14 protein-coding genes are annotated in these 26,354 nt (G+C 63.3%); 9 read left to right on the top strand and 5 right to left on the bottom strand.

What is annotated here, in order from left to right; translation table 11 throughout:
• The first annotated feature begins 80 nt into the window (after positions 1-80).
• From EGM97_RS05870 to EGM97_RS05860, 3 genes are read left to right on the top strand one after another with little or no spacing between them, the layout of a single operon-like run.
• Positions 81-10,286 carry a non-ribosomal peptide synthetase gene (locus EGM97_RS05870; RefSeq protein WP_238963013.1) on the top strand — a complete coding sequence of 3,402 codons (10,206 nt, stop codon included), beginning with the start codon at positions 81-83 and terminating at the stop codon, positions 10,284-10,286.
• A complete protein-coding gene (locus EGM97_RS05865; protein ID WP_238963012.1) occupies positions 10,283-14,128 on the top strand; it encodes a non-ribosomal peptide synthetase in 3,846 nt (1,281 codons plus the stop codon). The genes EGM97_RS05870 and EGM97_RS05865 overlap by 4 nt, the downstream gene beginning before the upstream one ends.
• A gap of 1 nt (position 14,129) precedes the next feature.
• Entirely contained in the window at positions 14,130-15,782 is a 1,653-nt protein-coding gene (locus EGM97_RS05860; protein WP_238963011.1) for a cyclic peptide export ABC transporter, read from the top strand.
• 22 nt (positions 15,783-15,804) lie between these two features.
• Here the strand turns inward: EGM97_RS05860 and fhuF are convergent, their stop codons facing one another.
• A complete protein-coding gene (gene fhuF, locus EGM97_RS05855; RefSeq protein ID WP_238963024.1) occupies positions 15,805-16,494 on the bottom strand; it encodes a siderophore-iron reductase FhuF in 690 nt (229 codons plus the stop codon).
• Positions 16,495-16,693: 199 nt separating this feature from the next.
• On the opposite strand from fhuF, the gene EGM97_RS05850 reads away from it, so the two are divergent.
• Positions 16,694-18,397: an ABC transporter ATP-binding protein/permease gene (locus EGM97_RS05850; RefSeq protein ID WP_238963010.1), complete on the top strand. Its 1,704-nt coding sequence runs from the start codon at positions 16,694-16,696 to the stop codon at positions 18,395-18,397.
• A 24-nt stretch (positions 18,398-18,421) separates the two neighbouring features.
• Here EGM97_RS05850 and EGM97_RS05845 read toward each other — a convergent pair whose 3' ends face one another.
• The gene (locus EGM97_RS05845) at positions 18,422-19,204 is read right to left on the bottom strand and encodes a DeoR/GlpR family DNA-binding transcription regulator (protein ID WP_238963009.1); all 783 of its coding nucleotides are present in this window, start codon (positions 19,202-19,204) and stop codon (positions 18,422-18,424) included.
• A 209-nt stretch (positions 19,205-19,413) separates the two neighbouring features.
• Between EGM97_RS05845 and EGM97_RS05840 the strand changes: the two genes are divergently transcribed.
• Both EGM97_RS05840 and EGM97_RS05835 read left to right on the top strand, forming a co-directional pair.
• Complete coding sequence (locus tag EGM97_RS05840) at positions 19,414-20,427, top strand: response regulator (RefSeq protein ID WP_275300652.1); 1,014 nt, start codon at positions 19,414-19,416, stop codon at positions 20,425-20,427.
• 3 nt (positions 20,428-20,430) lie between these two features.
• Complete coding sequence (locus tag EGM97_RS05835) at positions 20,431-21,384, top strand: GGDEF domain-containing protein (RefSeq protein WP_238963007.1); 954 nt, start codon at positions 20,431-20,433, stop codon at positions 21,382-21,384.
• A gap of 19 nt (positions 21,385-21,403) precedes the next feature.
• Here EGM97_RS05835 and EGM97_RS05830 read toward each other — a convergent pair whose 3' ends face one another.
• Entirely contained in the window at positions 21,404-22,270 is an 867-nt protein-coding gene (locus tag EGM97_RS05830; RefSeq protein ID WP_238963023.1) for a LysR family transcriptional regulator, read from the bottom strand.
• A gap of 115 nt (positions 22,271-22,385) precedes the next feature.
• Here EGM97_RS05830 and EGM97_RS05825 point away from each other — a divergent pair, with 115 nt between their 5' ends.
• Entirely contained in the window at positions 22,386-22,994 is a 609-nt protein-coding gene (locus EGM97_RS05825) for a LysE family translocator (protein WP_238963006.1), read from the top strand.
• An 82-nt stretch (positions 22,995-23,076) separates the two neighbouring features.
• Positions 23,077-24,225: a MalY/PatB family protein gene (locus tag EGM97_RS05820; protein ID WP_238963005.1), complete on the top strand. Its 1,149-nt coding sequence runs from the start codon at positions 23,077-23,079 to the stop codon at positions 24,223-24,225.
• Positions 24,226-24,267: 42 nt separating this feature from the next.
• Here the strand turns inward: EGM97_RS05820 and EGM97_RS05815 are convergent, their stop codons facing one another.
• Complete coding sequence (locus tag EGM97_RS05815) at positions 24,268-24,672, bottom strand: VOC family protein (RefSeq protein ID WP_238963022.1); 405 nt, start codon at positions 24,670-24,672, stop codon at positions 24,268-24,270.
• A gap of 192 nt (positions 24,673-24,864) precedes the next feature.
• Between EGM97_RS05815 and EGM97_RS05810 the strand changes: the two genes are divergently transcribed.
• Positions 24,865-25,722 carry an SDR family oxidoreductase gene (locus EGM97_RS05810; protein WP_238963004.1) on the top strand — a complete coding sequence of 286 codons (858 nt, stop codon included), beginning with the start codon at positions 24,865-24,867 and terminating at the stop codon, positions 25,720-25,722.
• Positions 25,723-25,900: 178 nt separating this feature from the next.
• Here EGM97_RS05810 and EGM97_RS05805 read toward each other — a convergent pair whose 3' ends face one another.
• Complete coding sequence (locus EGM97_RS05805; RefSeq protein WP_238963003.1) at positions 25,901-26,347, bottom strand: DUF421 domain-containing protein; 447 nt, start codon at positions 26,345-26,347, stop codon at positions 25,901-25,903.
• Positions 26,348-26,354: the final 7 nt, after the last annotated feature.

Genomic DNA, 26,354 nt, shown 5'->3' with positions numbered 1-26,354 from the left:
CCGCCGCGGGGTCAACGACCACCGCGGCCCCCTGACTGACGCTCACTGTCTTTAAAGCCTTTGAAATGGACCAAGCAAGCATGAACAACATCGAAGACATCTATTCCCTTTCGCCGACCCAGCACGGCCTGTTGTTCCACAGCGTCTACGAACCGGATTCGCGGGTTTACTACCAGCAATTGAGCCTGGAAATGAACGGACCGCTGCAACTGAACGCGTTTCGCGGCGCCTGGCAGGCATTGATGCAGCGCCATGCCGTGCTGCGCAGCGCCTTTCTCTGGGAAGAGCTGGACGATGCCTACCAGGTGGTGCAACAGGACGTGGAGCTGCCCCTGACCGAACTGGACTGGCAAGACCGTGCCGAGCACCAGGCCGCCCTGGAGCAGCTGGCGCTGGAACAACGCGCCCAGCCCCTGGAGTTGAACGAGTCGCCACTGATGCGGGTGTGCCTGGTACGCTTGGCGCCCGAGCGCTGGCATCTGATCTGGACCTTCCACCACATCCTCATGGATGGCTGGAGCGTGGGCATTGCGGTTCAGGAGTGGCTGGCCTTCTATTACGAACAGGCTCACGGCCGCCCCGCCAACCTGGCACCGACCCGGCCTTATCGTGACTACATCGCCTGGCTTGCCGAGCAGGACATGGCCGCCACCGAAGGTTTCTGGCGCGAGCAATTGCAGGATGTCAGCGAGCCGACCCCGCTGCCGCATTTCGCCGAACGCCGGGCCGCGCCGTCGGGAGCCCCCTTCGCCGAGCGGGAAAGCCGATTGGACGCCAGCGAAACCGAGCGACTGTCGCAGTTCGCACGTCAGAATGACCTGACCGTCAACACCCTGATCCAGGGCGCCTGGGCCCTGCTGCTCGGCCAGCACGCCGGGCGTGACGACGTGGTCTATGGGGTCACTGTCGCCGGCCGTCCGGAAAATCTGGCCGCGGTGGATGGCACCGTCGGACTGTTCATCAATACCCTGCCGCTGCGGGTGCAGTGGTCCGAGGGCCCGACGTTGGTCAACTGGCTGCAACAGCTGCAGCAAAGCAACAGCGACTTGCGCCACCACGCCTATCTGCCGCTGGGCAAGCTCAAGTCGATGACGCGCATTGCCGCTGAACAGGCGCTGTTCGATTCGATCCTGGTGTTCGAGAACTTCCCGGTCACCGATGCCCTCAACCAGGACACCGGCGGCCTGAGCTTCAGTGCCCCGGCCAATGACCAGCAGGTCGATGGACTCACCCTCACCCAGGGTCGCAACCACTTCCCGCTGTCGCTGATCGTGATGCCGGACAAGCAGTTGCACTACCTGATCAGCTACGACCGCAGCCGTTTCAGCGATGCCGAGGTGGCGATACTGTCAACGCAACTGCGCAGCATCCTGTTGGCGATGACGGCGCAGCCGCAACGCCGTGTCAGCGAACTGGCGTGGCTGAGCCCCGAGGAAAGCCAGCAACTGCAGGTCCAGGGTCGCGGCGTGCAGTTGCCGGTGCCCCAGGCATGCCTGCACCAGCTTTTCGAACAACAGGCAGCCGCGCACCCTGAGGCGCAGGCAGTTCAGGATCGTCAGGTCACGCTGACCTACCGGGGGTTGGATGAACAGGCCAACCGCCTCAGCCATTATCTGCGCGCTCAGGGGATCGGCCGCGACAGCGTGGTGGCCCTGGCCCTGGAACGCAGCGTCGATTTCGTGGTGGCTCTGTTGGGCATCCTCAAGGCCGGTGCGGCCTACCTGCCGCTGGACATCAAGCAACCTGCCGGCCGCCTGGCCGATGTGCTGGTCGATAGCCGCGCCGCGCTGCTGATCGGTGCCGCGCCCTCGCCGCTGCTCACAGGCCTGGCCGAGCGCACACCGACCCTGTGGCTGACAGAACAGGCGCAAGCCATAGCCAGCCAGTCAGTAACAGCCCCCGTCGTGGACCACAACCCGGCGGATGCCGCCTACGTGATCTACACCTCGGGTTCCACCGGCACCCCCAAGGGGGTGGTGGTCGAGCATCAATCCATCGTCGACTACCTGACTGCCGTGCAGGCGGTGCTCAGCCCACCGGCGGCAGCCCGTTATGGCCTGCTGTCCAGCATCGCCGCAGACCTGGGCCACACCCAGTTGTTCGGTGCCCTGTGCACGGGTGGCAGCCTGCTGCTGGTGGATGAAGACAGCGGTTTCAGCCCGCTGGCCCTGGCCGAACTGTTCGAACGACACCCGGTGGATGTACTGAAGATCACGCCGAGCCACTTGGCCGGCCTGTTGCAGGCCCTTCCCGATGCACGCCTGCTGCCCCGCGCCCTGCTGGTGTTTGGCGGCGATGCCCTCAGCCCCGCGCTGCTGGAACAGGTGAACCGTCTGGCGCCAGGGCTCAGGGTATTCAACCACTATGGCCCGAGCGAAGCGACGGTCGGGGCAATCGCCACCGAATTGCCCGCTGGCCTGCGCAGCATCGCCCTCGGCCATCCTCTGCCCAATCGTCAATTGCGGGTGGTGGATGCCAACGGTCAGTTGGTGCCGACCGGCGTGGCCGGTGAGTTGCTGATCAACGGCGCGTTGGCCCGGGGCTATCTGCACCGGCCGGACCTCACCGCCGAACGCTTCCTCCTCGATGACGACCAGCAACGCTGGTACCGCACCGGTGACCGTGTGCGCTGGCGGGTGGACGGCCAACTGGCGTTCCTTGGCCGCGTCGACAGCCAGGTCAAGATCCGCGGCAATCGCCTGGAACTGGGCGAAGTCGAAGCGCAGCTCAAGCGCCTGTCGCCGCTGATCGAGCAAGCCCTGGTGCGTGCCGTGGAACTGGACGGCAGCCTGCGCCTGGTGGCCTATCTGGTCGCCAGCCAGTCGCTGTCGGCCACCAAGTTGCGTAACGACCTGGGCGCACGGGTACCGGACTACATGGTGCCGGCGCACTTCATCACCCTCGACGAATTGCCCCTGACCCGCAACGGCAAGGTCGACGTGCAGCGTCTGCCGATCCCCCACAAGCCTACCGACGACAGCGCCACCCACGTGGCCCCGCGCAACGAAGTCGAAGCACTGTTGGCGGAGATCTGGAAGGATGTCCTGAAGCTCGAACGCGTTGGCGTACACGATAACTTCTTCGCCCTCGGCGGCGACTCGATCATCAACCTGCAGATCATCGCCCGGGCCAACCAGCAAGGGCTGAAACTCACCCCTCGCCAGTTGTTCGAGAACCGCACCATCGCCGACATCGCCCGCGTACTGGGCGCCGACGCCAGCCATGGCGTGGCCGAAAGCAGCGCCCAAGGCTACGAGTTGCCACTGGCCGCCGGTCAACTGGCCCGCCTGCAACAGGGCCCGCTGGAAGCGACCTGGCGCTGCGTGGCGTTGAGCCAGGCGATCGATGGCGAGCTGCTGAGCCAGGCCATCAGCGCCCTGCAACATCAACACCAGGCTCTGCGCCTGGCGCTCAAGGCCCAACCGGACGGGCAATGGCAGCAACAGGTCCTGGCGACGGCCAAGGCCCCGGCCATCACCAGCGGGACCCTCCCTGACTGCGACCCGGTGCAGTTGCAGACCCTGGCCCAGGCTGGCGTCGATGCCCTGGCGCTGGAGGCTGGCCAGACCCTGCACGCCAGCCTGCTGGACGTGGCGGGCAAGCCGTTCCTGCTGCTGGCCGCTCACCCGCTGTGCCTGGACGAAGTGTCCTGGGCACTGCTGCTCAACGACCTCAACCTGGCGCTGGCACAGCTGCGTTATCAGCGGCCGGTACGCCTGTCCCATGTCGGGGGCGATTTCAGTCAGTGGACCCGCCACCAGCAGGCCCATGCCCAAAGCGACGAACTGGACGAGGTCTGGGAGCACTGGCTGCAATATGCCGGCATGGAGCCGTTGCAACTGCCTGACAGTCAGCAGCCGGCTGCCGTGGTCGAGCAGACCTTGCCAGCCGCCACCTCGACGGCGCTCAAGCGCCTGGGCGAGGTGCTGCAACTGGACTGGAACGACCTGCTGGCCAGCGCCGTGGCCGAGCAATGCCGTGAAGTGTGCGGCGAAGGCCTGCTGGCCCTGAGCGTGCAGGCGGCGCGTCCGCGTGTTGAACGCTTGCCCGCCGCCGCACCGATTGCCGTGGCCGACTTCGACCCGGCACGTATCCTGGGACCGCTGACCCTGGCGGTGCCGTACTTCCTTCAGCCCGGAGGCGATAGCCTGCTGCAACGGTTGCAGACCCTGGTCGCGCAGATGCGGGCGTATCCGCAGCACGGCGTCGACTATGGCGCCCTGCGCTACCTGTCGGACAATACCTACCTGCAAGAACCGCTACGCGACCTGCCAGCGGCCGCCGTCGCCATCCATTGGCAGGGTGACCTCGACAGCCATCGCGAAGAACGCAGCATCCTGGCTCGGGTCGAGGCGATGCCCGCAGCGGCGGCCACTTGCGCCTTCACGCTGGACGCCTGGTGGCAGGACGGCTGCCTGCACCTGCGCAGCCAGGGCGCGCTGGCGGCCGAATGGGCACCCCAGCTTGTCCAGCGGTTGACCGAGCTCGCCGAGCTGCATGACACCCCCGATGTGCGTCCCGCCAGCCAGGCGTTCCCGCTGTGCCACAAGCAAGCGGCGACATTGGCGGCCGAGCCCCTGGACTGGGCGAACATCGAAGACGTCTACCCGCTGTCGTCCATGCAACAGGGCATGTTGCTGCACACCCTGCTGCAACCTCACAGTGGTATCTACCTGATGCAGCAGCGCTACAGCTGGGATGGCGTATTGCAGCGCCCGGCAATGGAAGCGGCCTGGCAGCTGTTCCTTGAACGGCATCCCATGATGCGTACCGCGTTCTGGTGGCAGGATGACCATGAACCGCTGCAATGTGTGTATCGCCAAACCCATCGGGCATTCGACTGGCAAGACCTGCGTCATCTCGACGAAGAACAGCAGCACCTGGCGATGGACAAAGCCCTCGAAGAGCAGCGCCTGCAAGGCTTCGACATGGCTTGCGCGCCGCTGACCCACTTGCGGGTGTTCCAGTTGGATGAGCAGCGCTTTGCCGTGGTGCGCAGCTTCCACCACATCCTGACCGATGCCTGGTGCTTCGGCCTGCTGATGGAAGACCTGCTGGCGATCTACCAGGCGATCGTGCGCCAGGAGCCGGTGGCCCGCCCTCGCCTGCGCTCGTTCCGTGGCTACATGAGCTGGCTGGAACGTCACGACATGGCCGCCGCCCACGCTTTCTGGAAGGCCGAGATGGCGGGTTTCAGCGAGCCGACGCCACTGCATGTGGACAGCCCCGTGGCTCGCCCGGAGCAGGCGCCGGAACAGGTGGGCGACCTCGACCACACGCTGAGCATCGCCCAGACCCAGCGTCTGCAGCAGCTTTGCCAGCAATACCAGCTGACCCCCAACACCTGGATCCAGGGCGCCTGGGCATTGCTGCTGTCGCGCTACAGCGGTAACCGGGATGTGCTGTTCGGCGTGACCGTCGCCGGTCGTCCGACTGATCTGGCCGGGGTGGAAGAAATGGTCGGGCTGTTCATCAACAGCTTGCCGCTGCGCATCGATGTGGACCCGGACGCGGTGGTCGCCGACTGGTTGCAGGCTCTGTTGTCTCACAACGCCCAGTTGCGCGAACACGAAAGCGCCTCGCTGGTGGATATCCAGCGTTGCAGCCAGGTGCCGCGCGGCCAGCAATTGTTCGACAGCCTGGTGGTGTTCGAAAACGCCCCGCTGGACATCAGCAGCGTGCAGCTCGACGCCTTCAGCATCGATATTTATGAAGACCGGGTGCACACCAACTTCCCGATGACCGTGGTGCTGTACCCCGGCGATCGCCTGGGCATTCGCCTGTCCTACGACAGCCAGCGCTTCACCACCGCCACCGTGCAGCGCATGCTCGGGCATCTGGTGCAGCTGCTTTCGGGCATGCTGGAGGCGCCGCAAGCGCCATTGGCCAGCCTGCACATGCTGCCGGAATCGGAGCGCCAGCAGTTGCAGATCGAATGCAACCGCAGCGAAGTCCCGTTCCCGCTGGAACGCGGCTACGCGTCGCTGTTCGCCGATCAAGTGCGCCGCCACCCTCAGCACATCGCCGCCGTCTGCAAGGGCGAGTCGTTGACCTACGCCGAGCTGGACCAACGCGCCAATGCCATCGCCCATGCCCTGCAAGCGGCCGGCGCCGGCCCGGAAACCCTGGTGGCGCTGTTTGCCGAACGCGGCCTGGCCTTGCTGACCATGATGGTTGCCACGCTCAAGGCCGGTGCGGCGTTCCAGTCCCTGGATATCCAGCAGCCCGGTGCTCGCCTGGCCGAACTGCTGGACCTGGGCGAGGCCCCGCTGCTGCTGGTCTGCGAAAACGCGGCATCGACCCTGGACGGCGTCCTGCCGCACATGCACAAGCAACCGACCTGCCTGGTTGCCCAGCCTCTCTGGAACGGCGCAGCGCAAGCACCGGTCGGCTACGCCCACAACCCTGACCAACTGGCCTATGTGATCTTTACCTCGGGCTCCACCGGCACCCCCAAAGGGGTCATGGTGGAACAGCGTGGCATGCTCAACAACATGTTCGGCAAGGTCCCGAGCCTGGGCCTGGGGGAAGAGGACCGTATCGCCCAGACGGCATCGGCTGCGTTTGACATCAGTGTCTGGCAGTTCCTCGCCGCGCCCCTGTTCGGCGCCACCGTGCACATCCTTCCCGATGCCCAGGCCCACGATCCGGTGGCCTTGCTCGACGCCGTCCAGGAACACCGGCTGACCCTATTGGAAACCGTGCCGGCGGTGATTCGCGGCATGCTCCAGGAAAGCCAGGCCCATCACACCCTGACGAGCCTGCGCTGGCTGCTGCCCACCGGCGAAGCCTTGCCGCCGGCCCTGGCCCGGGACTGGTTCGCCCGCTTCCCGGCGATCCCGATGATGAACGCCTACGGCCCGGCCGAATGCTCGGACGACGTGGCCTTCTACCCCATCACCGAGGCCCCGGCGGACGACTGCCTGCACATGCCCATTGGCAAGCCGACCGCCAATAACCAGGTGTTCGTGCTCGATTCCGCGTTGCGCACCGTGCCAGTCGGCGTTCCGGGTGAACTGTGCATCGGTGGCGTGGGCGTGGGTCGCGGCTATCTGCGCGACCCGCAACGCACCCGCGAAGTGTTTGTCCCCCACCCGTTCCAGGCAGGCGCGCGCCTGTACCGAAGCGGCGACATTGGCCGCATGCGTGAGGATGGTGTGCTCGAATACCTCGGCCGTCGCGACCAGCAGGTCAAGATCCGCGGTCACCGCATCGAACTGGGCGAAATCGAAAACCGCCTGATGCAGCACCCGGCCGTGGACAGCGCGGCGGTATTGGCCCTGCCCGACGCCCGCGGCACCTTGCAACTGGTGGCCTGGTATGTGCTCGATGACGCTGCGGACCTGGGCGCCGAGCCCGCGCAGCAGGTACTGGGCGCCTACCTGGGCCAGCAACTGGCAAGCTATATGGTCCCGGCCCGCTGGCTGGCGCTTGCACAATTGCCATTGAACGCCAACGGCAAGGTCGACCGTCGCGCCCTCGCCGCCCTGGGCGTGCCCCAGGACGAGAACCCGCAGGAGCAATGCGTGGCGCCACGCACGCCGACCGAAAAAGTCCTGGCCGAACTGTGGCAAGAGATCCTCGGCCTGGATGAAGTCGGCGTGCACGACGACTTCTTCGCCATTGGTGGTCACTCGCTGCTGGCGACCCAGGTGCTGTCGCGCATCCGTCGGCGATTGAACGTGAACCTGCCGCTGCGCACGCTGTTCGAGCGTGGGACCCTGGAGCAACTGGCCACAGCGGTGGACCAACAGCTCGCCGCGCAGGCCGAACCTGACGGCGAAGCCGAAATGGCCCTGGCGCCACGCAACCAGCCGCTGCCGCTGTCCTACAGCCAGCAACGCCTGTGGTTCCTGGATCGCTTCGAAGGCCCAAGCGCTGCCTACAACATGACCACCACCGTGAGGCTGCGCGGCGCCCTCGACATCGCCGCGCTGCAAGCGGCGTTGCAATGTGTACTGGAGCGCCACGAATCCTTGCGTACCGCTTTCCAGCTCAATGGCGACCAACCTTGCCAGGTGATCTGCCCGGCGCCAGTGCTTGACCTGACGCCCACCGAGCTCGCCCACCTCGGCGGCGAGCAGCAGGCGCAAACCCTGCAACGCCTGATCGACGAACAGGCCGGGCGCCCGTTCGATCTGCAACAGGCCCCGATGTTGCGGGCCCACCTGCTGCGCCTGGGTGCGGATGATCATGTGCTGCAACTGGTACTGCATCACATCGCCACCGACGCATGGTCCATGGGCATCCTGGTGCAGGAGCTGATCACCGGCTACCAGGCATTCATGGGCGGTTCGGCACCGACTCTGCCGTCGTTGCCGGTGCAGTTCGCCGACTATGCCTACTGGCAGCGCAGCGAAGCACAGCAACGGCTGCTGGCGCGGGCCGTCGACTACTGGCGTCGTCAGTTGGACGGCGCGCCGACGCTGATCCCGCTGCCCCTCGACCGTCCGCGTCCGGCACGGCCCGACTACCAGGGCGCGGCCCTGGAGCAACGGTTCACGCCGGCCCAGACCCAGGTGCTCAAGGCCTATGCGCAACAGCAGCGGGCGACGCTGTTCATGGTCCTGCTCAATGCCTTCAACAGCCTCTTGCAGCGCGCCACCGGGGCCAACGACTTCATTGTCGGCACCGACCTGGCCAACCGTGAACACCCGGCGCTGGAAAACCTCATCGGCTTCTTCGTCAACGTGTTGCCGATCCGTGCACGCCTGAACGAGGGCGAAGGCTTCGAGGCGCGCCTGCAACATTTGCGCGAGGATTGCCTGTCAGCGTTCCAGCACCAGCAGGTGCCGTTCGACAAGCTGGTGGAAGAACTCCAACCGCCACGCACGCCAGGGGTCAACCCGCTGGTACAGGTGTTGTTTGTCATGCAGAACACCCCCAGCGGCAACGCCAGCCTGCCGGACCTGGACGTGGAACACCTGGTCTCTCCCCAGGAAAGCAGCAAGTTCGACCTTGCCGTGTTCGTCGAGGAAGACGAAGAGCTGGGCTTGAACGTACGTTGGGTGTATCGCACCAGCGTGCTGGAGCAAGCGACCATCCAGCGCTTCGAACAAGGCTTCGAAAGCCTGCTCGGACAGTTGGTCTCGGACCCCGGTCAGGCATTGGACAACTGGACCTGGGGCGTCGAGGCCGGGGGTAACAAGGCCCCTGCCGCCGAGGCCGATGTGTCGCTGGACGACGCCACGGCACGCAGCGCACGCAAACAGTCCAAGTTGAGCAAGCTCAAGCAGACCCGGGCCACGGCCGTGAGCCAGGTGGCCCACGAGCAGGTGCGGACCCGCCATCTCGATGCCGGCCAGGCGCTGCCATTGATCATCGAGCCGCTGCTCGGCGACCTCGACCCGGTGCACTGGGCACTGCAAGCACGAGAGTGGATCAATGCTCAGTTGCGTACCCACGGCGGCCTGCTGTTCCGCGGCTTCAACCTGCCGGATGCCACGGCTTTCGAGCAATTCGCCCAGGCCATCGAACCCGACCTCTACGGCACTTACGGTGACCTGCCGAAGAACACCTCCGGCAAGAACATCTACCACTCCACGCCGTACCCGGAACAGCACATGATTCTCTTCCACAACGAGAGCTCGCACCTGCCGCAGTGGCCGCGCAAGCAGTGGTTCTATTGTGAAACCCCCGCACCGCGTGGCGGCTGCACGCCCATCGTCGATTGCCGGCAGGTCCTGGCGCGGTTGCCCGAGGACATTGTCGAGCGCTTCAAGGCGCTGGGGCTGCTGTACGTGCGGCATTTCACCGACAAGCTGGATGTGCGCTGGCAGGACTTCTTCAAGACCGAGCAGCGCGAAGAAGTCGAGCGTCAATGCCTCGCCTCGGGCATGCGCTGGGAATGGCTCGGTACCGATAACCTGCGTATCGCCCAGCATTGCCCGGCCATCGTGGCCCATCCGCAAACCGGCGAGCTGTCCTTCTTCAATCAGGTGCAACTGCACCACACCGCCTGCCTGGAGCCTGAAGTGCGCGCCAATCTGATCAACCTGTTCGGCCCCGGTCACTTGCCCCGCAACGTTTACTATGGCGATGGCAGCGTGATCGAAGACGCGGTGATGGACGTGATCGGGCAAGCGTACGAAGCCTGCGCCGTCCGATTTACCTGGCAAAAGGGAGATATGGTGATGCTGGACAATATGCTGGTGGCCCACGCCCGAGACCCCTTCGAGGGCGAGCGCAAGATCTGCGTCGCCATGGGCCAGATGATGCGTCGCGAGGAACTGACGGGGCATCTGCCTGAAGCCCGGTCGGTGTCGAACGCGGAGGTGCAGGCATGACTGCTTACGAACAGCGTGAACAAGCCTTCGCCCTCTCGCCGCAGCAGCGTAGCCAATGGCTGGCGGGGCTGCCTCCGGTGCGCCTGGCGCTGGAGGTCCGCGGTGCCCTGGCGCTGGAGCGCCTGCAACAACGGCTCGCCGCGCTCGGTGCCTGCCACGAGGCGTTGCGCTTGCGTGTGCGGCCGGAGCCGGGCCTGCTGACACCGTTGCAGGTCGTGGAGCCCACGACCAGTGACGTGATTGGCGTGGACGTGCAAGCGCTCGGAGCCGACCGGCACCGGGTGACGTTGCAATTGCCCGGCTTGAGTGCGGACCGCGGGACGCTGCTGCGCCTGGCACGGGCACTGGGATCGGCGGATGCGCCGTTGCCGGATGACGAGGCCATGACCTACACCCAGTACAGCGCCTGGCTCTATGAGCTGCAATCGGATGAAGATGCCGGGCCGGGCCGGCGCTTCTGGGCCAGTCAGGCCCTGGACGAACCGGACGCCAGCGAACTGCTGTACCGCCAGGTGCGCAGCGACCGGCCGGATACCCCGCAGATCACTCGTCAGAGCGCCGGGCCGCTGGTGAACGCGGCCCTTGACAGCTTCTGCCAGCGTCACGGTGTCTCGCCCGAGCATGTCCTGATGGCCGCCTGGGGTGTCCTGTTGCAACGCCTGAGCACGAACGACAACCCGGCACTGACCTTGAACTGGGTTCACGATTGCCGTGACGACTACGAGGAGCTCGAAGACTGCTGGGGCCTGTTCGCCAAGCCGTTGCCTTTGCGCTGGCAACCGGCCGCGGACAGCGGTTACGCCCAGGCGCTGGCCAACCTTCAGGCATTGTGCGAACAAGCCACCGAATGGCAGGAATACTGCGGGGTCAGCACCGCGCTTGCGACCGAAACCCTGCACTACGGTTTCCAGTGGGGCGGGCACTTGCCCGATAGGCTCGACACCCTGGGCAACCCTGCCTCGACGCTCACCGTGCTGGATGCAGAGGCCATCCCGGCAGGCATTGAGTTGCTGCTGATTGCAGAAACGACCGGCAACGAATCCGCCGGACACGGCTACCGTCTGAACCTGTGCCACCTGCCGGGCCGCTATAGCGAACAGGCCGCCCAGACGCTTCTGGAGCAGTTCCAGTCGCTACTGCTCGATGCTCTGGCCAACCCAAGCAAGTCCCTGGCTGAGCTGTCGTTGCAGGCGCCGGGGTTCAAGGCGACACTGGCGGCCTTGCACCGCGAGGTCGCGACCCCGTCGTTTGCCAGCGTGCCGGCGCGTTTCGACGAGTGCGCCACGCGCCTCCCCGACAATCTGGCGCTGCGCGACCGCAACGGGTACCTGAACTACGCCCAGTTGCAAGCCCGCAGTAACCAGCTGGCCCGTTACCTGCGTGCCCAGGGCGTCGGCCGCGAAGACCGCGTGGCGCTGTACCTGGATCGCTCCTCGCAGATGATCCTGGCCCTGCTCGCCGTGCTCAAGAGCGGCGCGGCGTTCGTTCCCCTGGATGTGCACCAGCCCGCGCAACGGTCCCTGGCGATCCTGCAACAGGCCCAGCCCACGTTCGTGCTCAGTGGATCGGCCGGCAGCGCGCCCGCGTTGCCCTCGGCCGGCAGCCTCGACCTGGGCGACGAAGCGACCTGGCAACAAGCGTCGCCGACCGCTGTCGACGCGCAGATCAACCCGCAGGATGCCGCCTATGTGCTGTTCACTTCCGGCAGCACCGGCACGCCGAAAGGCGTCATCGTCGAGCACGGTCAATTGACCAGTTACGTCGACAGCGTGTCCCGGCGCCTGCAACTGGCCCCTGGCGAACGCAGCGCCGTGGTCACCTCCCTGGCGGCGGATCTGGGTTATACCCTGCTGTTCCCGGCGTTGCTGAGCGGGGGCGAACTGCACCTGCTGGACAAGGACACCGCGATGGATGCCCAGGCCTGGGCAGCCTGGCAGGCCGAGCATCCCATCGACCATTTGAAAGTCGTGCCCTCGCTGCTCGACGCCTGGTTGATGCACGCCCAAAGCGCTGCCGTACTGCCCCGCAAACAATTGGTGCTCGGTGGCGAAAGCTGCTCGCGTCGCCTGCTGCAAGGCATTCGCGAGCTCGCGCCGGACCTGAGCGTCTTCAACCACTATGGACCGACCGAAACGACGGTTGGCGTGGTGATGCACAAGACCGAGCCGGCCATCGACTATCGCCGCCTGCCGCTGGACGATCGTCTCGACGGCATGCGCCTGTATCTGCTCGACGACCAGCTTCGACCGGTCGGCCCCGGGCAAAACGCTGAGCTTTATATCGCAGGCCCACAGTTGGCACGCGGTTACCTGGACGCACAACAAAACATCGATCGCTTTATCGAACCGGCGCAGCCAGGCGCAGAACGCCTCTACCGCACCGGCGACATGGCGCGGTATCTCCATGACGGCAGCGTGGAAATCACCGGGCGCGCCGACCGCCAGGTCAAAATCCGCGGCTTTCGCGTGGAACTCGACGAGATACAGGCGCAATTGGTTCGTCTTCCAGGTGTCGCCCAGGCGGCGGTGGAATGCCTCTCCCGAGGCGAACTCGGCCAGCAACTGTTTGCCTTCCTGACCCTCGCGCCCGGGCATTCGACCACGGTCGCGCGGCTGCATGGCCAAGCCCAGGATTGCCTGCCCGATTACATGTTGCCCGCCTTGCGGATCGTCGAAGCCTTGCCACTGATGGCCAACGGCAAGCTGGACCGCAAGACCTTGCAGCAATGGGCCGACAAGGTCCTCGACACCGTAGGCAGCGCCTTGCCGCGCACCCCGCTGGAAGCCCTGCTCGCCGAGGTCTGGGCGCAAGTGCTGGGCCTGGAGCGGGTGGGGATCGATGATGATTTCTTTGAGCTGGGCGGTCACTCCCTGGCGGCGGTAACGCTTGCCAGCCGCTTGCAGAGCGCGTTGTCGGCTCCGGTGACGGTCAATGCGGTGTTCAACGCTCCCAGCGTCTCGGCGTTTGCGGCACTGGTCCAGGCCGAGCTCAAGCTCTCGCCCCTGGTCAGGCTGTCCGCACCGAATGCCTCTGCTGTCGAGGCCGCCAAGCTGTTCTGCTTCCACCCTTCCACCGGCCACGTGCAGGACTACCGCACACTGCTGGCACCGCTGTCGGGCTGGCAGTTGTGGGGGCTGCAGGCCGCCTACCTCACCGACGACAGCACGACACTGGGCGGTGACATCGAACACCTCGCGGCCATCTACGTCGAGCATTTGCGCCAGCAGCAGCCGCACGGTCCGTATCACCTGCTGGGCTTCTCTCTGGGCGGCCTGCTTGCGATCGCCGCTGCCGCTCGCCTGGAAAGTCTGGGCGAAACAGTCGCATTTCTCGGCATCATCGACTCGCAATACCAGCACCGGGAAGCCGATGACAGTGTCGAAGCGCTCTGGGAGTCAGCGGTTCCATCGCTGACCGTCGACAGTCAGGCCGTCCTGCGTCAGCTTCCTCCACCCGTCCTGACAAGCCTGATGCAGCAACTGGCCGCCCTGCCTGCGGCACAGCGTCTGGCGGAGCTGGCCCAGTGGGCCCGTCAGCAAGGCCTGCAATTGGACGGCGACAGTTGGGACCACCTGCAAACGCGGCTGCGCTACCAGCAGCATACCGAGCATTTGCTGTCGACTTTCGAGCCACCGCGGTTAAGCTGTCCGGTGCACGTCTGGTGGGCCAGCGATACCCTGGCCGAGGCAGCCTTCGCCGACCCGCATTGGGAAGGTTTGAGCAGTGGGCCGTTCACTCGCCAGGTCATCGCTGCGCAACACCTGACTATCCTCGAGCAACCCGCCTTGCATGAGCAACTGGCTGCGCGCCTCGAACCCCTCATCCCTGACGGAGCTGTTTGAAATGGATTTGTTGTTACTCATGGCCAAACGCTCCTGGCGTGCGCTGTCGGTCGCGACCCTGACGGGGCTGGTCTGCGGGCTGGCGGCAGCGGGTCTGATCGCCTACATCAACCACAGCCTGGAAGTGTTTGACCAACTACGCCCCGTAGATGGCCTGTACTTCGGGGCGCTGGTGGTGCTGGTGGCGATTTCACGGGTGATTTCCGATGTCAGCCTGCTGCGCCTGGGCCAGGGCGCCGTCCACGACATGCGGCTGCACTTGAGCGCCAAGCTGATCGATACCCCCTACGCACAATTGCAACGCCTGGGCAAACATCGCCTGCTGGCGATGCTGACCGACGATACGCAGACGATCAGCCAGGCGGTCGAGCTGGTCCCGATCCTGCTGGTCAACGCGGGGATCATTGCCGCCTGCCTGGGGTACCTGGGCTGGCTCAGCCTGCCCCTGCTGGGCCTGACGCTGGTGCTGATCATTCTGGGCAGCCTCAGTTTCAACTGGCCACAACGGCGGGCCCTGACGTCGATCTCCCGTGCCCGGGAACTCAAGGATCAATTGTTCGACCAGTACCGCCTGCTCACCGAGGGCAGCAAGGAACTGCAGCTCAACCATCCGCGCCGACAGCACTTCTTCTCTCGCCTGCTGCTTCCGGTGAGTCTGCAGTACCGCAAGGACTTCGTCCGTGGCATGAGCATCTATGCCCTGGTCATGAACTGGGGCAATGCGGTGTTCTACATGCTGATCGGTGTGGTGCTGTTTGCCGCGCCACACTTCATCGAACTGAGCGCCAGCCTGGTCACCGGTTACATCCTGGCCATTCTCTACATGATCACCCCGCTGTCGGAGCTGATGCATGCCTTGCCCACCCTGGGCCGGGCCAGCGTCGCGCTGAACAAGATCCGGGCCCTGGAAAGCGAGATGCATGCCGACGGCCAGGTCATCGAAACGATCCCGCCCACCCGGGTCCGCCATCTGGTCTGCCGGCAGGTCACCCATACCTACTACCGCGAGCGTGAAGACGGGCATTTCACCCTGGGGCCCATCGACCTCACGCTCAATGCCGGTGAGGTCGTGTTCATCACCGGTGGCAACGGCAGTGGCAAGACCACCCTGGCACTGTTGCTGACAGGCTTGTACCGCCCGGAAAGCGGCGACATCGTCCTCGACGAACAGGTGTCTTCGAGCAACGACAATCACCATTACCGGCAACATTTCTCGGCGATCTTCACCGACTTCTGCCTGTTCGAAAACCTGTTCGACCGTGACGATCCGCACCTGGTGCAACAGGCACAGGACTATCTGGTCCAGCTGCAACTGGACCATAAAGTGCAGATCGAGGAAGGAAGGCTGACGACGCTGGCGCTCTCCACCGGGCAACGCAAACGATTGGCCCTGCTCAGTGCCTATCTGGACGACCGCCCCTGCTACCTCTTCGACGAATGGGCGGCCGACCAGGACCCGGTGTTCAAGCACTTCTTCTACACCCGGATCCTGCCGGACCTGCGCGAACGCGGCAAATTGCTGATCGTCATTTCCCATGACGATGTCTATTTCGGGCTGGCCGATCGCCTGATTCGCATCGAGCACGGCAAGCTCAGCGAAATCGAGCCCCATGCCGAAAGGGGCTCGACGCCGCTGGCCAAGGCCTATTCCTGACGAAACGAAGCTGCAACGCCCCTCAGGCGTCCTCGTAGATGGCGTGCAGGTAACTCACCTGCTCTGCCAGGGGCAGGCGATGCAGCTTGGGGCAGGACTCGCAGAGCACCGGTGTCTGGCCTTCGACGGGCTCGTGCAGTTGGTAGTGCAGGCAACAATGCCGACGCAAAGGCAAACAAGGGCAGATCTGCGGCGCAGGTGATTCGACCATGCGCTGCAGGCCCCGAAGTTTCAGCCGTCCATCGTTCACCGTGGCCTGTTCCAGCCACCGGTGTGCTTCGGCGAACCCGTCGCGGGACAGGTCGGGGTCCATTCTGGCGAAGGCGCCATCCCAGATGGCGACCAGGTTGCCCCACAGAATCTTCGGCGCCAGGCCACCGGCCGCGGCCAGGGTAGCGAACAGCGGCGCCATGTGTTGATGAATCAGCTGCGACCAATAGTCGGCACGTTCGCTGGCGAGCAGGGTCGGCAGTGAGTCGGGCAGGCCAAGGGCCTGAGGCTGGCCCTGCTCATGGAACAACACCGCCTCTTCGCCCCAAAAGTCGATCCGGCCATGGCGTGTCAGCACACAAGCGAACGTAGCAGGCAGCACGATGCTCATGTAGTTCATCGACCACTGAGAAACCACGGCCGCGCGATTGACCCCCGGGTACTGCAAGGCGAACGTGGCCAGCACCGGGTTCAGTACGGCGGGGTCGGCAAGCTGGCTCAAGGCGATGGACGTTTGTTCGCCAGACACAGGCCGGACCACCCGTTTTATCGGCGGCCACGCCTGTTCAAGCCATTCTGGAAATTCGATGACAGGGCTCCCGTGGCTTTCCCAAATGAATGCAAACGATTAGCATTGGCCGATCCTATCCTCCCTCCTTAGCAAACTCAACGTCGTCAGCGACCGGGCTCACCAAAACCACATGCACACACTTCGCAATTTCTGGCGTCTCGCGCGGCCTTTCTGGGCATCCGAAGAGAAGTATCCGGCCCTGCTGTTGCTGGCGGCCACCGTGCTGATGACCTTGTGCCTGGTGGGTGTCAACATTCTCACCAACTTCTGGAACCTGCATTTCTACAACGCTCTGCAAGCGCTGGATTACCACGGCTTTCTGGTTGGCAGCCTGCAATTCATCCTCCTGCAGGTCGGAACCGCCGCCTTCACCGTCGGTGCGTTTCATTTCCAGCAAAAGTTGACGTTGCGCTGGCGCCGCTGGGCCACGCGCAACCTGCTCGATCAATGGTTGGGAGGCCAGCGTTATCAGAAACTGAAGCTGACCGAGACCGAGGTCGACAACCCTGACCAGCGGATCGCCGAAGACGTCGACCTGTTTATCGTCAAGTCGCTCAAATTGAGCCTGGGGTTGATGACGTCGGTGGTGTCGCTGTTCTCCTTTCTGCATATCCTCTGGCAAGCCTCCAGCCTGGTCAGCATCCCGTTCGCCGGCGACTCCGTGGTGATCCCGGGTTTGCTCGTGTGGATTGCCCTGGTCTATGCGTTACTGGGCACCGGCCTGGCATTCTGGTTGGGACGCGCATTGCCTGGCCTCAATTTCATGCAACAACGGCGTGAAGCGGATTTTCGCTTTTCGCTCATCCGCCTGCGGGAAAACGCCGACTCGGTCGCGCAGTACCGGGGCGAAGCGGTGGAAAACGAACGCTTCAACCGACGGCTGGAAGCGGCATTGGAAAACTTCTGGGCGCTGGTAAAGAAACAGAAGTTGATCATGGGCTACTCGACCTTCTATCTGCGCAGCGCTACGGTCATCCCGATGTTCATCATGGCTCCGCAGTTTTTCTCCGGCGCCTTTCCCCTCGGCCGCTTGACTCAGATCAGCGCAGCCTTTGGCGAGGTCCACGCGGCCATTGCCTATCTGGTGGGTGTCTTCCCGGAGCTGTCGGAGTGGAAATCGGTCATCGACCGGCTGGTCGGGTTCCAGGATCGCCTGGACAACGTCGAGGTCAAGTCCAGGGTCACCCTCGGACACCAGACCAAAGGGCTTCATGTCAAAGACCTGGATGTCTGGCTCCCTAATGGCCGGCGCCTGCTCAAGGGCTTCAACCTCTCGCTCGAACCTGGCGACAGCCTGTTGATCAGTGCGCCGTCGGGCTACGGCAAGTCGACGTTGATTCGCAGCGTCACCGGGCTCTGGCACCACGCCTGCGGTTCGAGTTCCTATGATCGCGAACGCGCCCTGACCCTTTCGCAAAAGCCTTATCTACCGTTGGGCAGCCTGCGCGAGGCACTGTGGTATCCCCACCCGCCCCGACACGAAGAAGATGCCAGCCTGCGCCGGGCCATGGAGCAAGTCGGCTTGCAACACCTGAGCGATCAACTGGATGAGGACCGGGACTGGTCACAAACCCTGAGCATCGGCGAACAGCAACGCTGCGCCTTTGTGCGGGCGCTGATGGCTCGTCCTGCGGTACTGTTTCTGGATGAAAGCAGCTCAGCGCTGGACGCGGAGAACGAAGCGCGCTGCTATGAGTTGCTCAGACAGGCTTTGCCGGAAACCATCATGATCAGCGTCGGCCACAACGCCTCGCTGGAGCGCTTCCACTGGCAAGTGCTGGAATTGCAGAACGAAGCGCAATGGGCCTGTCGCAAAGTCAAGCAGGCGGTTTGAACCACTGCCCGCCCTCACACTGCATCACTCGCGGGCTCCGGTCAGGACATTGGAGATCCTGCTGAAAAAAGGCTCCAACCGCTCCCGCGGAGCATCGTGCTCCACCACCAAGGCCGTGACCTCCTCGCAGGACGCCACCTGGTAGTGAGCAATGCTGGATAATTTCTGATTGGTCACCGCAACCACCACCTGACCACTCGCCGCCACCACCGCCCGCTTGAATTCAGCGTCATCCAGCCCGAACGCCGTGATGCCATTGTCCGGATCGATGGCGCAGGCACCCAGAAAACACAGGTCGAAACTGAACTGCTGCAATTGCCGTACGGCAGTCAACCCGATGACGCCGCCGGCCACGGGGTCCAATTGGCCACCCAGCAAAATGACCTTGGCGCGGGGAAGCTTCATCAATTGCACCGCGATCAACGGTGAATTGGTGCCAACGGTCAATGACAGTTTCGGGTCGATGGCGCTGGCGATGGCCAGGTTGGTCGAGCCGGCATCCATGAAGACATGTTGGCCTGCACTCAACAGCGAAGCCGCCGCCTGGGCAAGGCGCCCTTTGCGCGCAGTGTCCTGGTGTATCCGCACGTCTATCGGCCCTTCGGCCGCGGGCAACAGGATGGCGCCGCCGTAGACGCGCTTGCACAGCCCCGCCGCCGCCAAGGCGCTCAGGTCACGCCGTATCGAATGTTCGGACACCTTGAACTCGCTGGCCAGATCGGCCGCGATCACTCGGCCGTACAAGGCCAGGCGATCTCTGATCAGTTGCTGGCGTTCGCCGGGAAACGCTTCAGAGGATGTATTCATGAATCAACAAACCCGCATAAACAAGCACAAACAATCATAAGCGAGCAATATGCCGATTATTCGGCATGACGTCAAAGCTGTTCATTTATCGAACTTCCCGGGACAACGACGCTTCAAAATAAAACCACCTGAGGGATTTGACGTTCGATAACCCTGCTCGTTAGGTGGTTTTACCAGGCCTATGGCATGATGCCCTAGTACTTACCCTGATGAGAGCCGTGTCTGTGTCAGTGATTCCCCTAGTGGTATGTGACGACTCCAACATGGCCCGTAAGCAAGTATTACGGGCGTTACCGGCGGACTGGCCAGTCTCCATCACTGAGGCCAGCCATGGTCGCGAGGCCATGGACGCCATACGCAAGGGGTTGGGCCAGGTGGTGTTGCTCGACCTGACCATGCCCGAGATGGACGGCTATCAGGTGCTGAGCGCCTTGCGCAGCGAAGGATTGAAGGCGCAGGTCATCGTGATCTCCGGCGACGTCCAGGAAGAAGCGGTACGCCGTGTCCATGAGCTGGGTGCCCTCGCCTTCCTGAAAAAACCCTTCGACGAAAATGAACTGCGCCAGACCCTCGGCCGCCTGGGGTTGCTGAACGGCCCGGGCCTGACGTCGACGCAAAATCGCTCGACCGCCAGCACCGCCATCAATTTCCACGATGCCTTTCGCGAAACGGTCAACGTGGCCATCGGCCGTGCGGCCGCGCTGATCGCCAAGGTGCTGGGGGTCTTCGTGCAGTTGCCGGTGCCGAACGTGAATATCCTCGAAGTGGGCGAGCTGCACATGGCGCTCGCCGATGCGGGCAGTTCCCGGCAACTGACCGCCATCTGCCAGGGATTCATCGGCAGTGGCATTGCCGGCGAAGCATTGCTGATATTCCACGATTCGGAGATCGCCGATATTGCCCAGTTGATGCAGCGCCAGAGCGCCGACTATTCGGACCTGGAAATGCTCCTGGATCTTTCCAGCGTGCTGATCGGCGCCTGCCTGAGCAGCATCGCCGAGCAGATCGATGTGGTGTTTTCCCAAGGCCATCCGCAAGTGCTCGGTCAGCACGCGGCCATCGAAGAGTTGATCCGGGCCAATCGCACCCATTGGAAAAAGACCCTGGCGGTGGAAATCAGCTACAGCCTGGAAGGCCACGATATTCGCTTCGACCTGTTATTGCTGTTCACGGAAGATTCCATCGAGCGGTTGACCCACAAACTCGCCTACTTGATGAGTTGAGCCATGAACAATCCTGTCGATTTGAATGAATTCCATTGGTTGCTGGCGATTGTCCAGAGCATCGATGTCGGCGTGGTGGTGCTCGACCGCGAGTACCGGGTGCAGGTCTGGAACACCTTTATGGAGAACCGTTCCGGGATACAGCCCAAGGACGCTCACAACCAGCACTTCTTCAGTCTGTTTCCTGAGGTCGACCGTCAATGGTTCATACGCAAGGTTGAAAGTGTCGCCGCCCTGGGCACGCCGGCGTTCACGGTCTGGGAGCAGCGTCCGTACCTGGTGCGGTTCAAGAGTTACCAGCCGATCACCGGCCAGGAAGAATTCATGTACCAGAACACCACGCTGCTGCCCCTACGCTCCCCCGACAGCCACATCAACCATATCTGCCTGGTGATCTACGACGTCACGGACGTTGCCACCAACCGGCATCAGCTCCAGGCCGCCAATGCACAGCTGCAGTTGCTCTCCAGCACCGACCGGTTGACCGGCCTCTACAACCGGGGGCATTGGGAAGAAAACCTGAGAGCCACCTATGCGCGCTACCAGCGCTATGGCAATACATCCAGCCTGGTGATGTTCGACATCGATCATTTCAAGCGGATCAACGACACCTACGGGCACCAGGCCGGTGACAAAGTGCTCGAACAGATCGCCGCGATGGTTCGCGAGCATGTGCGCGAGTCCGATGTGGCCGGGCGCTATGGCGGTGAAGAGTTCGGTGTGGTGCTTTCGGACACCGACAAGGTCGGTGCCCGGATGTTCGCCGAACGCCTGCGCAAGGCAGTCGAGGAAATGGACGTGCCGTACGGCGACCAGGTCATCCGTTTTACCATCAGCCTGGGCGTGGCCGACCTGAGCCAACCCTCGACCAGCCACGCCGACCTGATCGCTCGGGCGGACCAGGCGTTGTACACGTCGAAAAAGACGGGGCGCAATCGGGTGACCGTCCATGAATAGCGCGATGGCGTAGTGCTTTTTACTGCACCACGCCCCTCAACGCGCTGACGATGAAGGCATGAAGGCTATCCACTGCCTTCGAGCCGCGAGAAGTCCGGCTACGCAGGACCGATACCTCCATCGGCTCGATAACACCCAGACCTTGTTCGAGGCCAAGCACCTGCAATGAGGGGGGAACGGTGCAATGAGTGATCGCGGCAATCGCAATTCCTCCCTCCACCGCCGCGAATTGCCCCGCGAGGCTGGAACTGTTGTAGACCACCTTGTACCGGCGTCCCCGAAGGGCCAATGAGTTCACCGCGTTGCGCCGGGCCAGGCTGGCACTTTCATAAACGGCAATAGGTATGGGGTCGCGCCGCCAGAGTTCGAACTGAGGCGAGCCCACCCAAACCATGGGCTCCTTGAACAGAAAAGTACCTCGACGGGGTGAATCCCGGGATATCAGGGCCAGATCCAGGTCGCCCGCCACGACACGCGGAATCAGCGTGGTCGACTGCTCGCAATCGAGCTCGATTTCAACCCCTCCATATCGAGGAGCGAAGCGTTTGAGTACAGGCGTCAGGTACTTGGCCGCATAATCTTCTGCCACACCAAGGCGAATACGTCCGGTCAGTTGTTCGCCGTGGAACGCCGCTTGTGTCTCGGCATGCAGTGCAACCATGCGCCGCGCATAGCCCAGCAGTGTCTGCCCGTCAGCGGTGAGTTGAAGGTGCCTGGGCCCACGACTCAACAGTGGGCGCCCCAACGCTGCTTCCAGTTTTTTCATCTGCATGCTGACGGCGGACTGGGACCTATGCACTTCAAGCGCCGCGCCTGAAAGCGATCCTGCGTCCACCACCGCGACAAAGCATTTGAGCCAGTCTATCTGCAAATCGCCACTCGGCATATTCATGCTCTCTATTCGATAATCGAATACCTGAAGCGCGAATTATGCGCTTCCATTGAACTGGTTTCATCTCCAGGATAAGGGGTATACATGTTTCGCCTTTCTGGAGAACACCATGCCCTTCGAGACCTGGCTGCTTTATCTGGTGACCTGCTGCGGCATCGCGGTGGTGCCGGGCCCCAACGCCTTGCTGGTGTTGACCCATGGTGCGATCCATGGCAATCGCAAGACTCTGTTTACCATCAGCGGCGGCGTATTGGGTTTCGCAGGCGTGCTGTCGTTGTGCGCCCTGGGATTGGGGGCATTGATCCAGGCCTCCGCAACCGGTTTCATGGTCTTGAAGGTCGCCGGCGGGTTCTATCTCATCTGGCTGGGCCTGGGGCTCTGGCGGTCGCCGCCAGTGTCCCTGGAAGTGGACGCCATAAAGGGGGGCGCACCGTGGACGCTTTTCCGCCAGGGGCTATTGTCAGCCGTCTCGAACCCCAAGGCGCTGCTGTTATTCACCGCTTTCATTCCACCGTTTCTCGATCCCGCCAGGAATTTGCTCGCGCAGACGGCAGCCATTGCGCTGACCTACGCAGCCGTAGAGTTCGTCGTCGAGTACCTGGTGGCAACCGCAGCGTACCGGGTCCGGCCATGGCTGGCCCGGACCGGCCGGCGATTCAACAAGGTCTGCGGTGGCTTTTTCGTCGCGTTTGGCCTGGCGTTGCCTGCTCACTCCTGACCCACAATGCCAGGCGTCCCAGCACAAGACCTGATTGCTTTATCATGACCGCCATCTCATTCCCCGACCCGATGGAACGATCATGACTTTCGATTTCGACCCTGTATTCGACCGCCACGGCACCGGCAGTACCAAATGGAGCCGCTACCCGGCCGACGTGCTGCCGATGTGGGTGGCCGACATGGACTTCCCCGCCCCGCCGGTGGTCATCGACGCCCTGCGCAAACGCCTGGAACATCCGATGCTGGGCTACAGCGTGGCCCAGGACAATCTGCGCGCAGCCATCGTGGCGGACCTCTGGAACAAGTACGCCTGGCGCGTGGAGCCCCAGCAGATCGTGTTCCTGCCCGGCGTAGAGCCAGGCTTCAACATGGCGCTGCATGCCCTGGTGGAACCGGAGCAGAACGTGGTGGTGCAGGTGCCCAACTACCCGCCGCTGCGCAATGCCCCAGGCCACTGGAAGTTGAACAAGGTCGAGTTGCCGTTCAACGCGCTCAATGGTGAGTTCCACACGCCGCTGGCGGCGTTGCGCGAAGCGCTGAACGGCGGCGGCGCGCTGTTGTTGAGCAACCCTCACAACCCGTTGGGCAAGGTGTTCGCCCGCGAAGAGCTCAAGGCCGTGGCGGACATCTGCCTGGAACAGAATGCCTGGATCATCTCCGATGAAATCCATGCCGAACTCTGTTTCGACGGTCGCGTGCACATCCCCACTGCATCCCTGAGCCCGGAAATCGCCGAGCGCACCATCACGCTGATGTCCGCCAGCAAGGCCTTTAACATTGCCGGTCTGAAAACCTCATTCGCGATCATCCAGAACGCCAAGGTCCGCGAGCGGGTCAACAATGCCCGTGCCGGCATGGTCGACAGCGTTAACGCCCTGGGCCTGGAGGCAACGCGAGCGGCCTACAGCGAAGCCGGCCCCTGGCTCGACGCCTTGAAGAGGTACTTGCAAGCCAACCGTGATTACCTGGTCGAAGCCGTCAAGACCCGCCTGCCTGGCATCACCATGACCGTTCCACAGGGCACCTACCTGGCGTGGCTGGACTGTTCGGGACTGGGGCTTGAGGATCCGCAGGCGTTCTTCCTCGACGAGGCCAGGGTGGGACTCAGCGCCGGCCTGGATTTCGGAGACGATGCCAGGCACTTCGTGCGCCTGAATTTTGGCTGTCCCCGGGCGCTGCTGGAGGAAGGCATCGCACGGATGGAACGCGGCCTGAAAGCCAGGCGCTGAGCGGTGGCAGGTGGGCGCGCTTTTGCTCCCACCTGCCCGGCTTCACTCATGCATATCCGGCGTGTACACGAAACACAGCTTGTTTCCCTCCGGATCCCGGCAGTACGCCCCGAAGTACCCTTCTGAATAACGCGGACGCAGCCCTGGCGGGCCTTCGTCGTGCCCCCCCATGGCGATTGCCAGCTCCCAGGCAGCGCGCACCGTTTGCGGTGAATCCGCGGCGAAACTGATCTGCATGCCGTTGCCCCAGGTCGCCGGCAGGCCATTGAACGGTAACTGTACGAATACCTGCGGCCAACGCTTGCCGGGTTGATGCCAGCCTTCTCCAGGGGGGCCCGAATCGTCTTCGCTTTCCATGCGCACCAACCCCAGGCAGCCGAGGACTGCATCGTAGAACGCGATCATTTTCGGCAGGTCGCGCGCGCCGATCTGTATATGGCTGAACACTTCCATCTCCTTGTCGAATGCGCATAGCCATTGGATGACGCCCATTCCTGAGACGTTCATCCCCATGGATTATTGGTCGATAAGACGCCTCGCGCCACGCTCATCGACCGGCGAAATGATTCGACCGAACTCTGGCCGAGGACACGCAGTCCACCCTCCATCGCCCCTTCAATGCCTCAGGAGAACACGACGATGGTCGACTACCCCGTGCCACCTTTCCCGAAACAAAGCCAACCCGTACCTGGCACCCAACGCAAGATGGAGCCCTATCCCGACTGCGGCGAACAGAGCTACACCGGTTCCGGGCGCCTGGCGAACAGGATCGCCCTGATCACCGGGGCCGACAGCGGCATCGGTCGGGCCGTGGCGATTGCGTTTGCTCGCGAAGGCGCCGATGTGGCGATTTCTTATCTGGATGAACATGACGACGCCAGGGAGACCGCTCGCTGGGTCGAACAGGCCGGTCGCCAATGCCTGCTCTTGCCGGGCGATCTGGCGGACAAGACGCAATGCCGCAGGATTGTCGACGAGACCGTGGCCCGCTTTGGGCGCATCGATGTGCTGGTCAACAACGCCGCCTTCCAGATGACCCACGAGAACCTTGAAGACATCCCGGATGAAGAATGGGTGCGCACGTTCGATATCAACATCACTTCGATGTTCAGGATCTGCCAGGCTGCCGTACCGCACATGAAGGCCGGCGGCTCGATCATCAATACCACTTCAGTCAACTCCGACATGCCCAAGCCGACCCTGCTGGCCTACGCCGCGACCAAAGGTGCCATCGCCAACTTCACCGCCGGCCTGGCGCAGATGCTCGGGCCCAAGGGCATCCGAGTGAACAGCGTCGCGCCGGGACCGATCTGGACCCCGCTGATCGTCGCGACCATGCCCGAGGAAGAAGTGCAGAACTTTGGCTCACAGACTCCCCTGGGTCGCCCGGGGCAACCCGTGGAAGTGGCGCCGATCTATGTGCTGCTGGCATCGGATGAGTCCAGCTACATCTCCGGGTCCCGCTATGGGGTTACGGGTGGCAAGCCGATTCTTTGAGAGCACCCAGGCTAAGCAAACATTGTGGGAGCGAGCCTGCTCGCGATAGCGGTGGATCATCCACTGCAGTGTTGAATGACAGAACGCTATCGCGAGCAGGCTCGCTGCCACAACGTAAGTCGCCGTCAGGGCGAAACCATAGGCAGCCGTTGCAGAACAAGCACCCACAACCACTGCGTCATGACTCCTTGGCAATCACCGATATCTTCCCGTTGCGCTCGATGATCGCGAACTTGATCTGTTCCAGGGTCTCGATGCCCTGGCTGGAACGCGCCGCTTCCATGATGTCGTCTTCCACCAGCCGTGCATGGCGCATTCGGCCTTTCAGGATCCGGCCATCCTCGACAATCACGGTCGGTCCTCCGTCGATCAGTTGCGACACCCATCTGGACCGCTGCTTGAGCAATGACAACCCCACGTCGATGGCGATCAGCGTGACGATCACCATCAACGCGTTGGTCAAGGAAAAGTCATCGCCCAGCAGCGCTTGTTGAGTGGCCTCACCGATGATCATCAACAGCACGAAATCGAAGGTGGTGATGTCGGCCAGCGAACGACGTCCGGCGACCTTGAACAGCACCATCAATGCCAAGTACATCACGGCCGCCCGCAACACCGAGTCCATACGTCAC

The organism is Pseudomonas sp. AF32 (assembly GCF_022342325.2).
Classification (GTDB): Bacteria; Pseudomonadota; Gammaproteobacteria; order Pseudomonadales; family Pseudomonadaceae; genus Aquipseudomonas; species Aquipseudomonas uvaldensis.
This window is presented reverse-complemented; position numbering and strand designations above follow the sequence as displayed.

Coding starts and splice junctions, on each gene's coding strand:
- EGM97_RS05840 (WP_275300652.1), top strand. CDS start 19,414: ATGAGAGCCGTGTCTGTGTCAGTGATTCCCCTAGTGGTATGTGACGAC.
- EGM97_RS05860 (WP_238963011.1), top strand. CDS start 14,130: ATGGATTTGTTGTTACTCATGGCCAAACGCTCCTGGCGTGCGCTGTCG.
- EGM97_RS05835 (WP_238963007.1), top strand. CDS start 20,431: ATGAACAATCCTGTCGATTTGAATGAATTCCATTGGTTGCTGGCGATT.
- EGM97_RS05845 (WP_238963009.1), bottom strand. CDS start 19,204: ATGAATACATCCTCTGAAGCGTTTCCCGGCGAACGCCAGCAACTGATC.
- EGM97_RS05805 (WP_238963003.1), bottom strand. CDS start 26,347: ATGGACTCGGTGTTGCGGGCGGCCGTGATGTACTTGGCATTGATGGTG.
- EGM97_RS05820 (WP_238963005.1), top strand. CDS start 23,077: ATGACTTTCGATTTCGACCCTGTATTCGACCGCCACGGCACCGGCAGT.
- EGM97_RS05865 (WP_238963012.1), top strand. CDS start 10,283: ATGACTGCTTACGAACAGCGTGAACAAGCCTTCGCCCTCTCGCCGCAG.
- EGM97_RS05870 (WP_238963013.1), top strand. CDS start 81: ATGAACAACATCGAAGACATCTATTCCCTTTCGCCGACCCAGCACGGC.
- EGM97_RS05810 (WP_238963004.1), top strand. CDS start 24,865: ATGGTCGACTACCCCGTGCCACCTTTCCCGAAACAAAGCCAACCCGTA.
- EGM97_RS05830 (WP_238963023.1), bottom strand. CDS start 22,270: ATGCCGAGTGGCGATTTGCAGATAGACTGGCTCAAATGCTTTGTCGCG.
- EGM97_RS05825 (WP_238963006.1), top strand. CDS start 22,386: ATGCCCTTCGAGACCTGGCTGCTTTATCTGGTGACCTGCTGCGGCATC.
- EGM97_RS05850 (WP_238963010.1), top strand. CDS start 16,694: ATGCACACACTTCGCAATTTCTGGCGTCTCGCGCGGCCTTTCTGGGCA.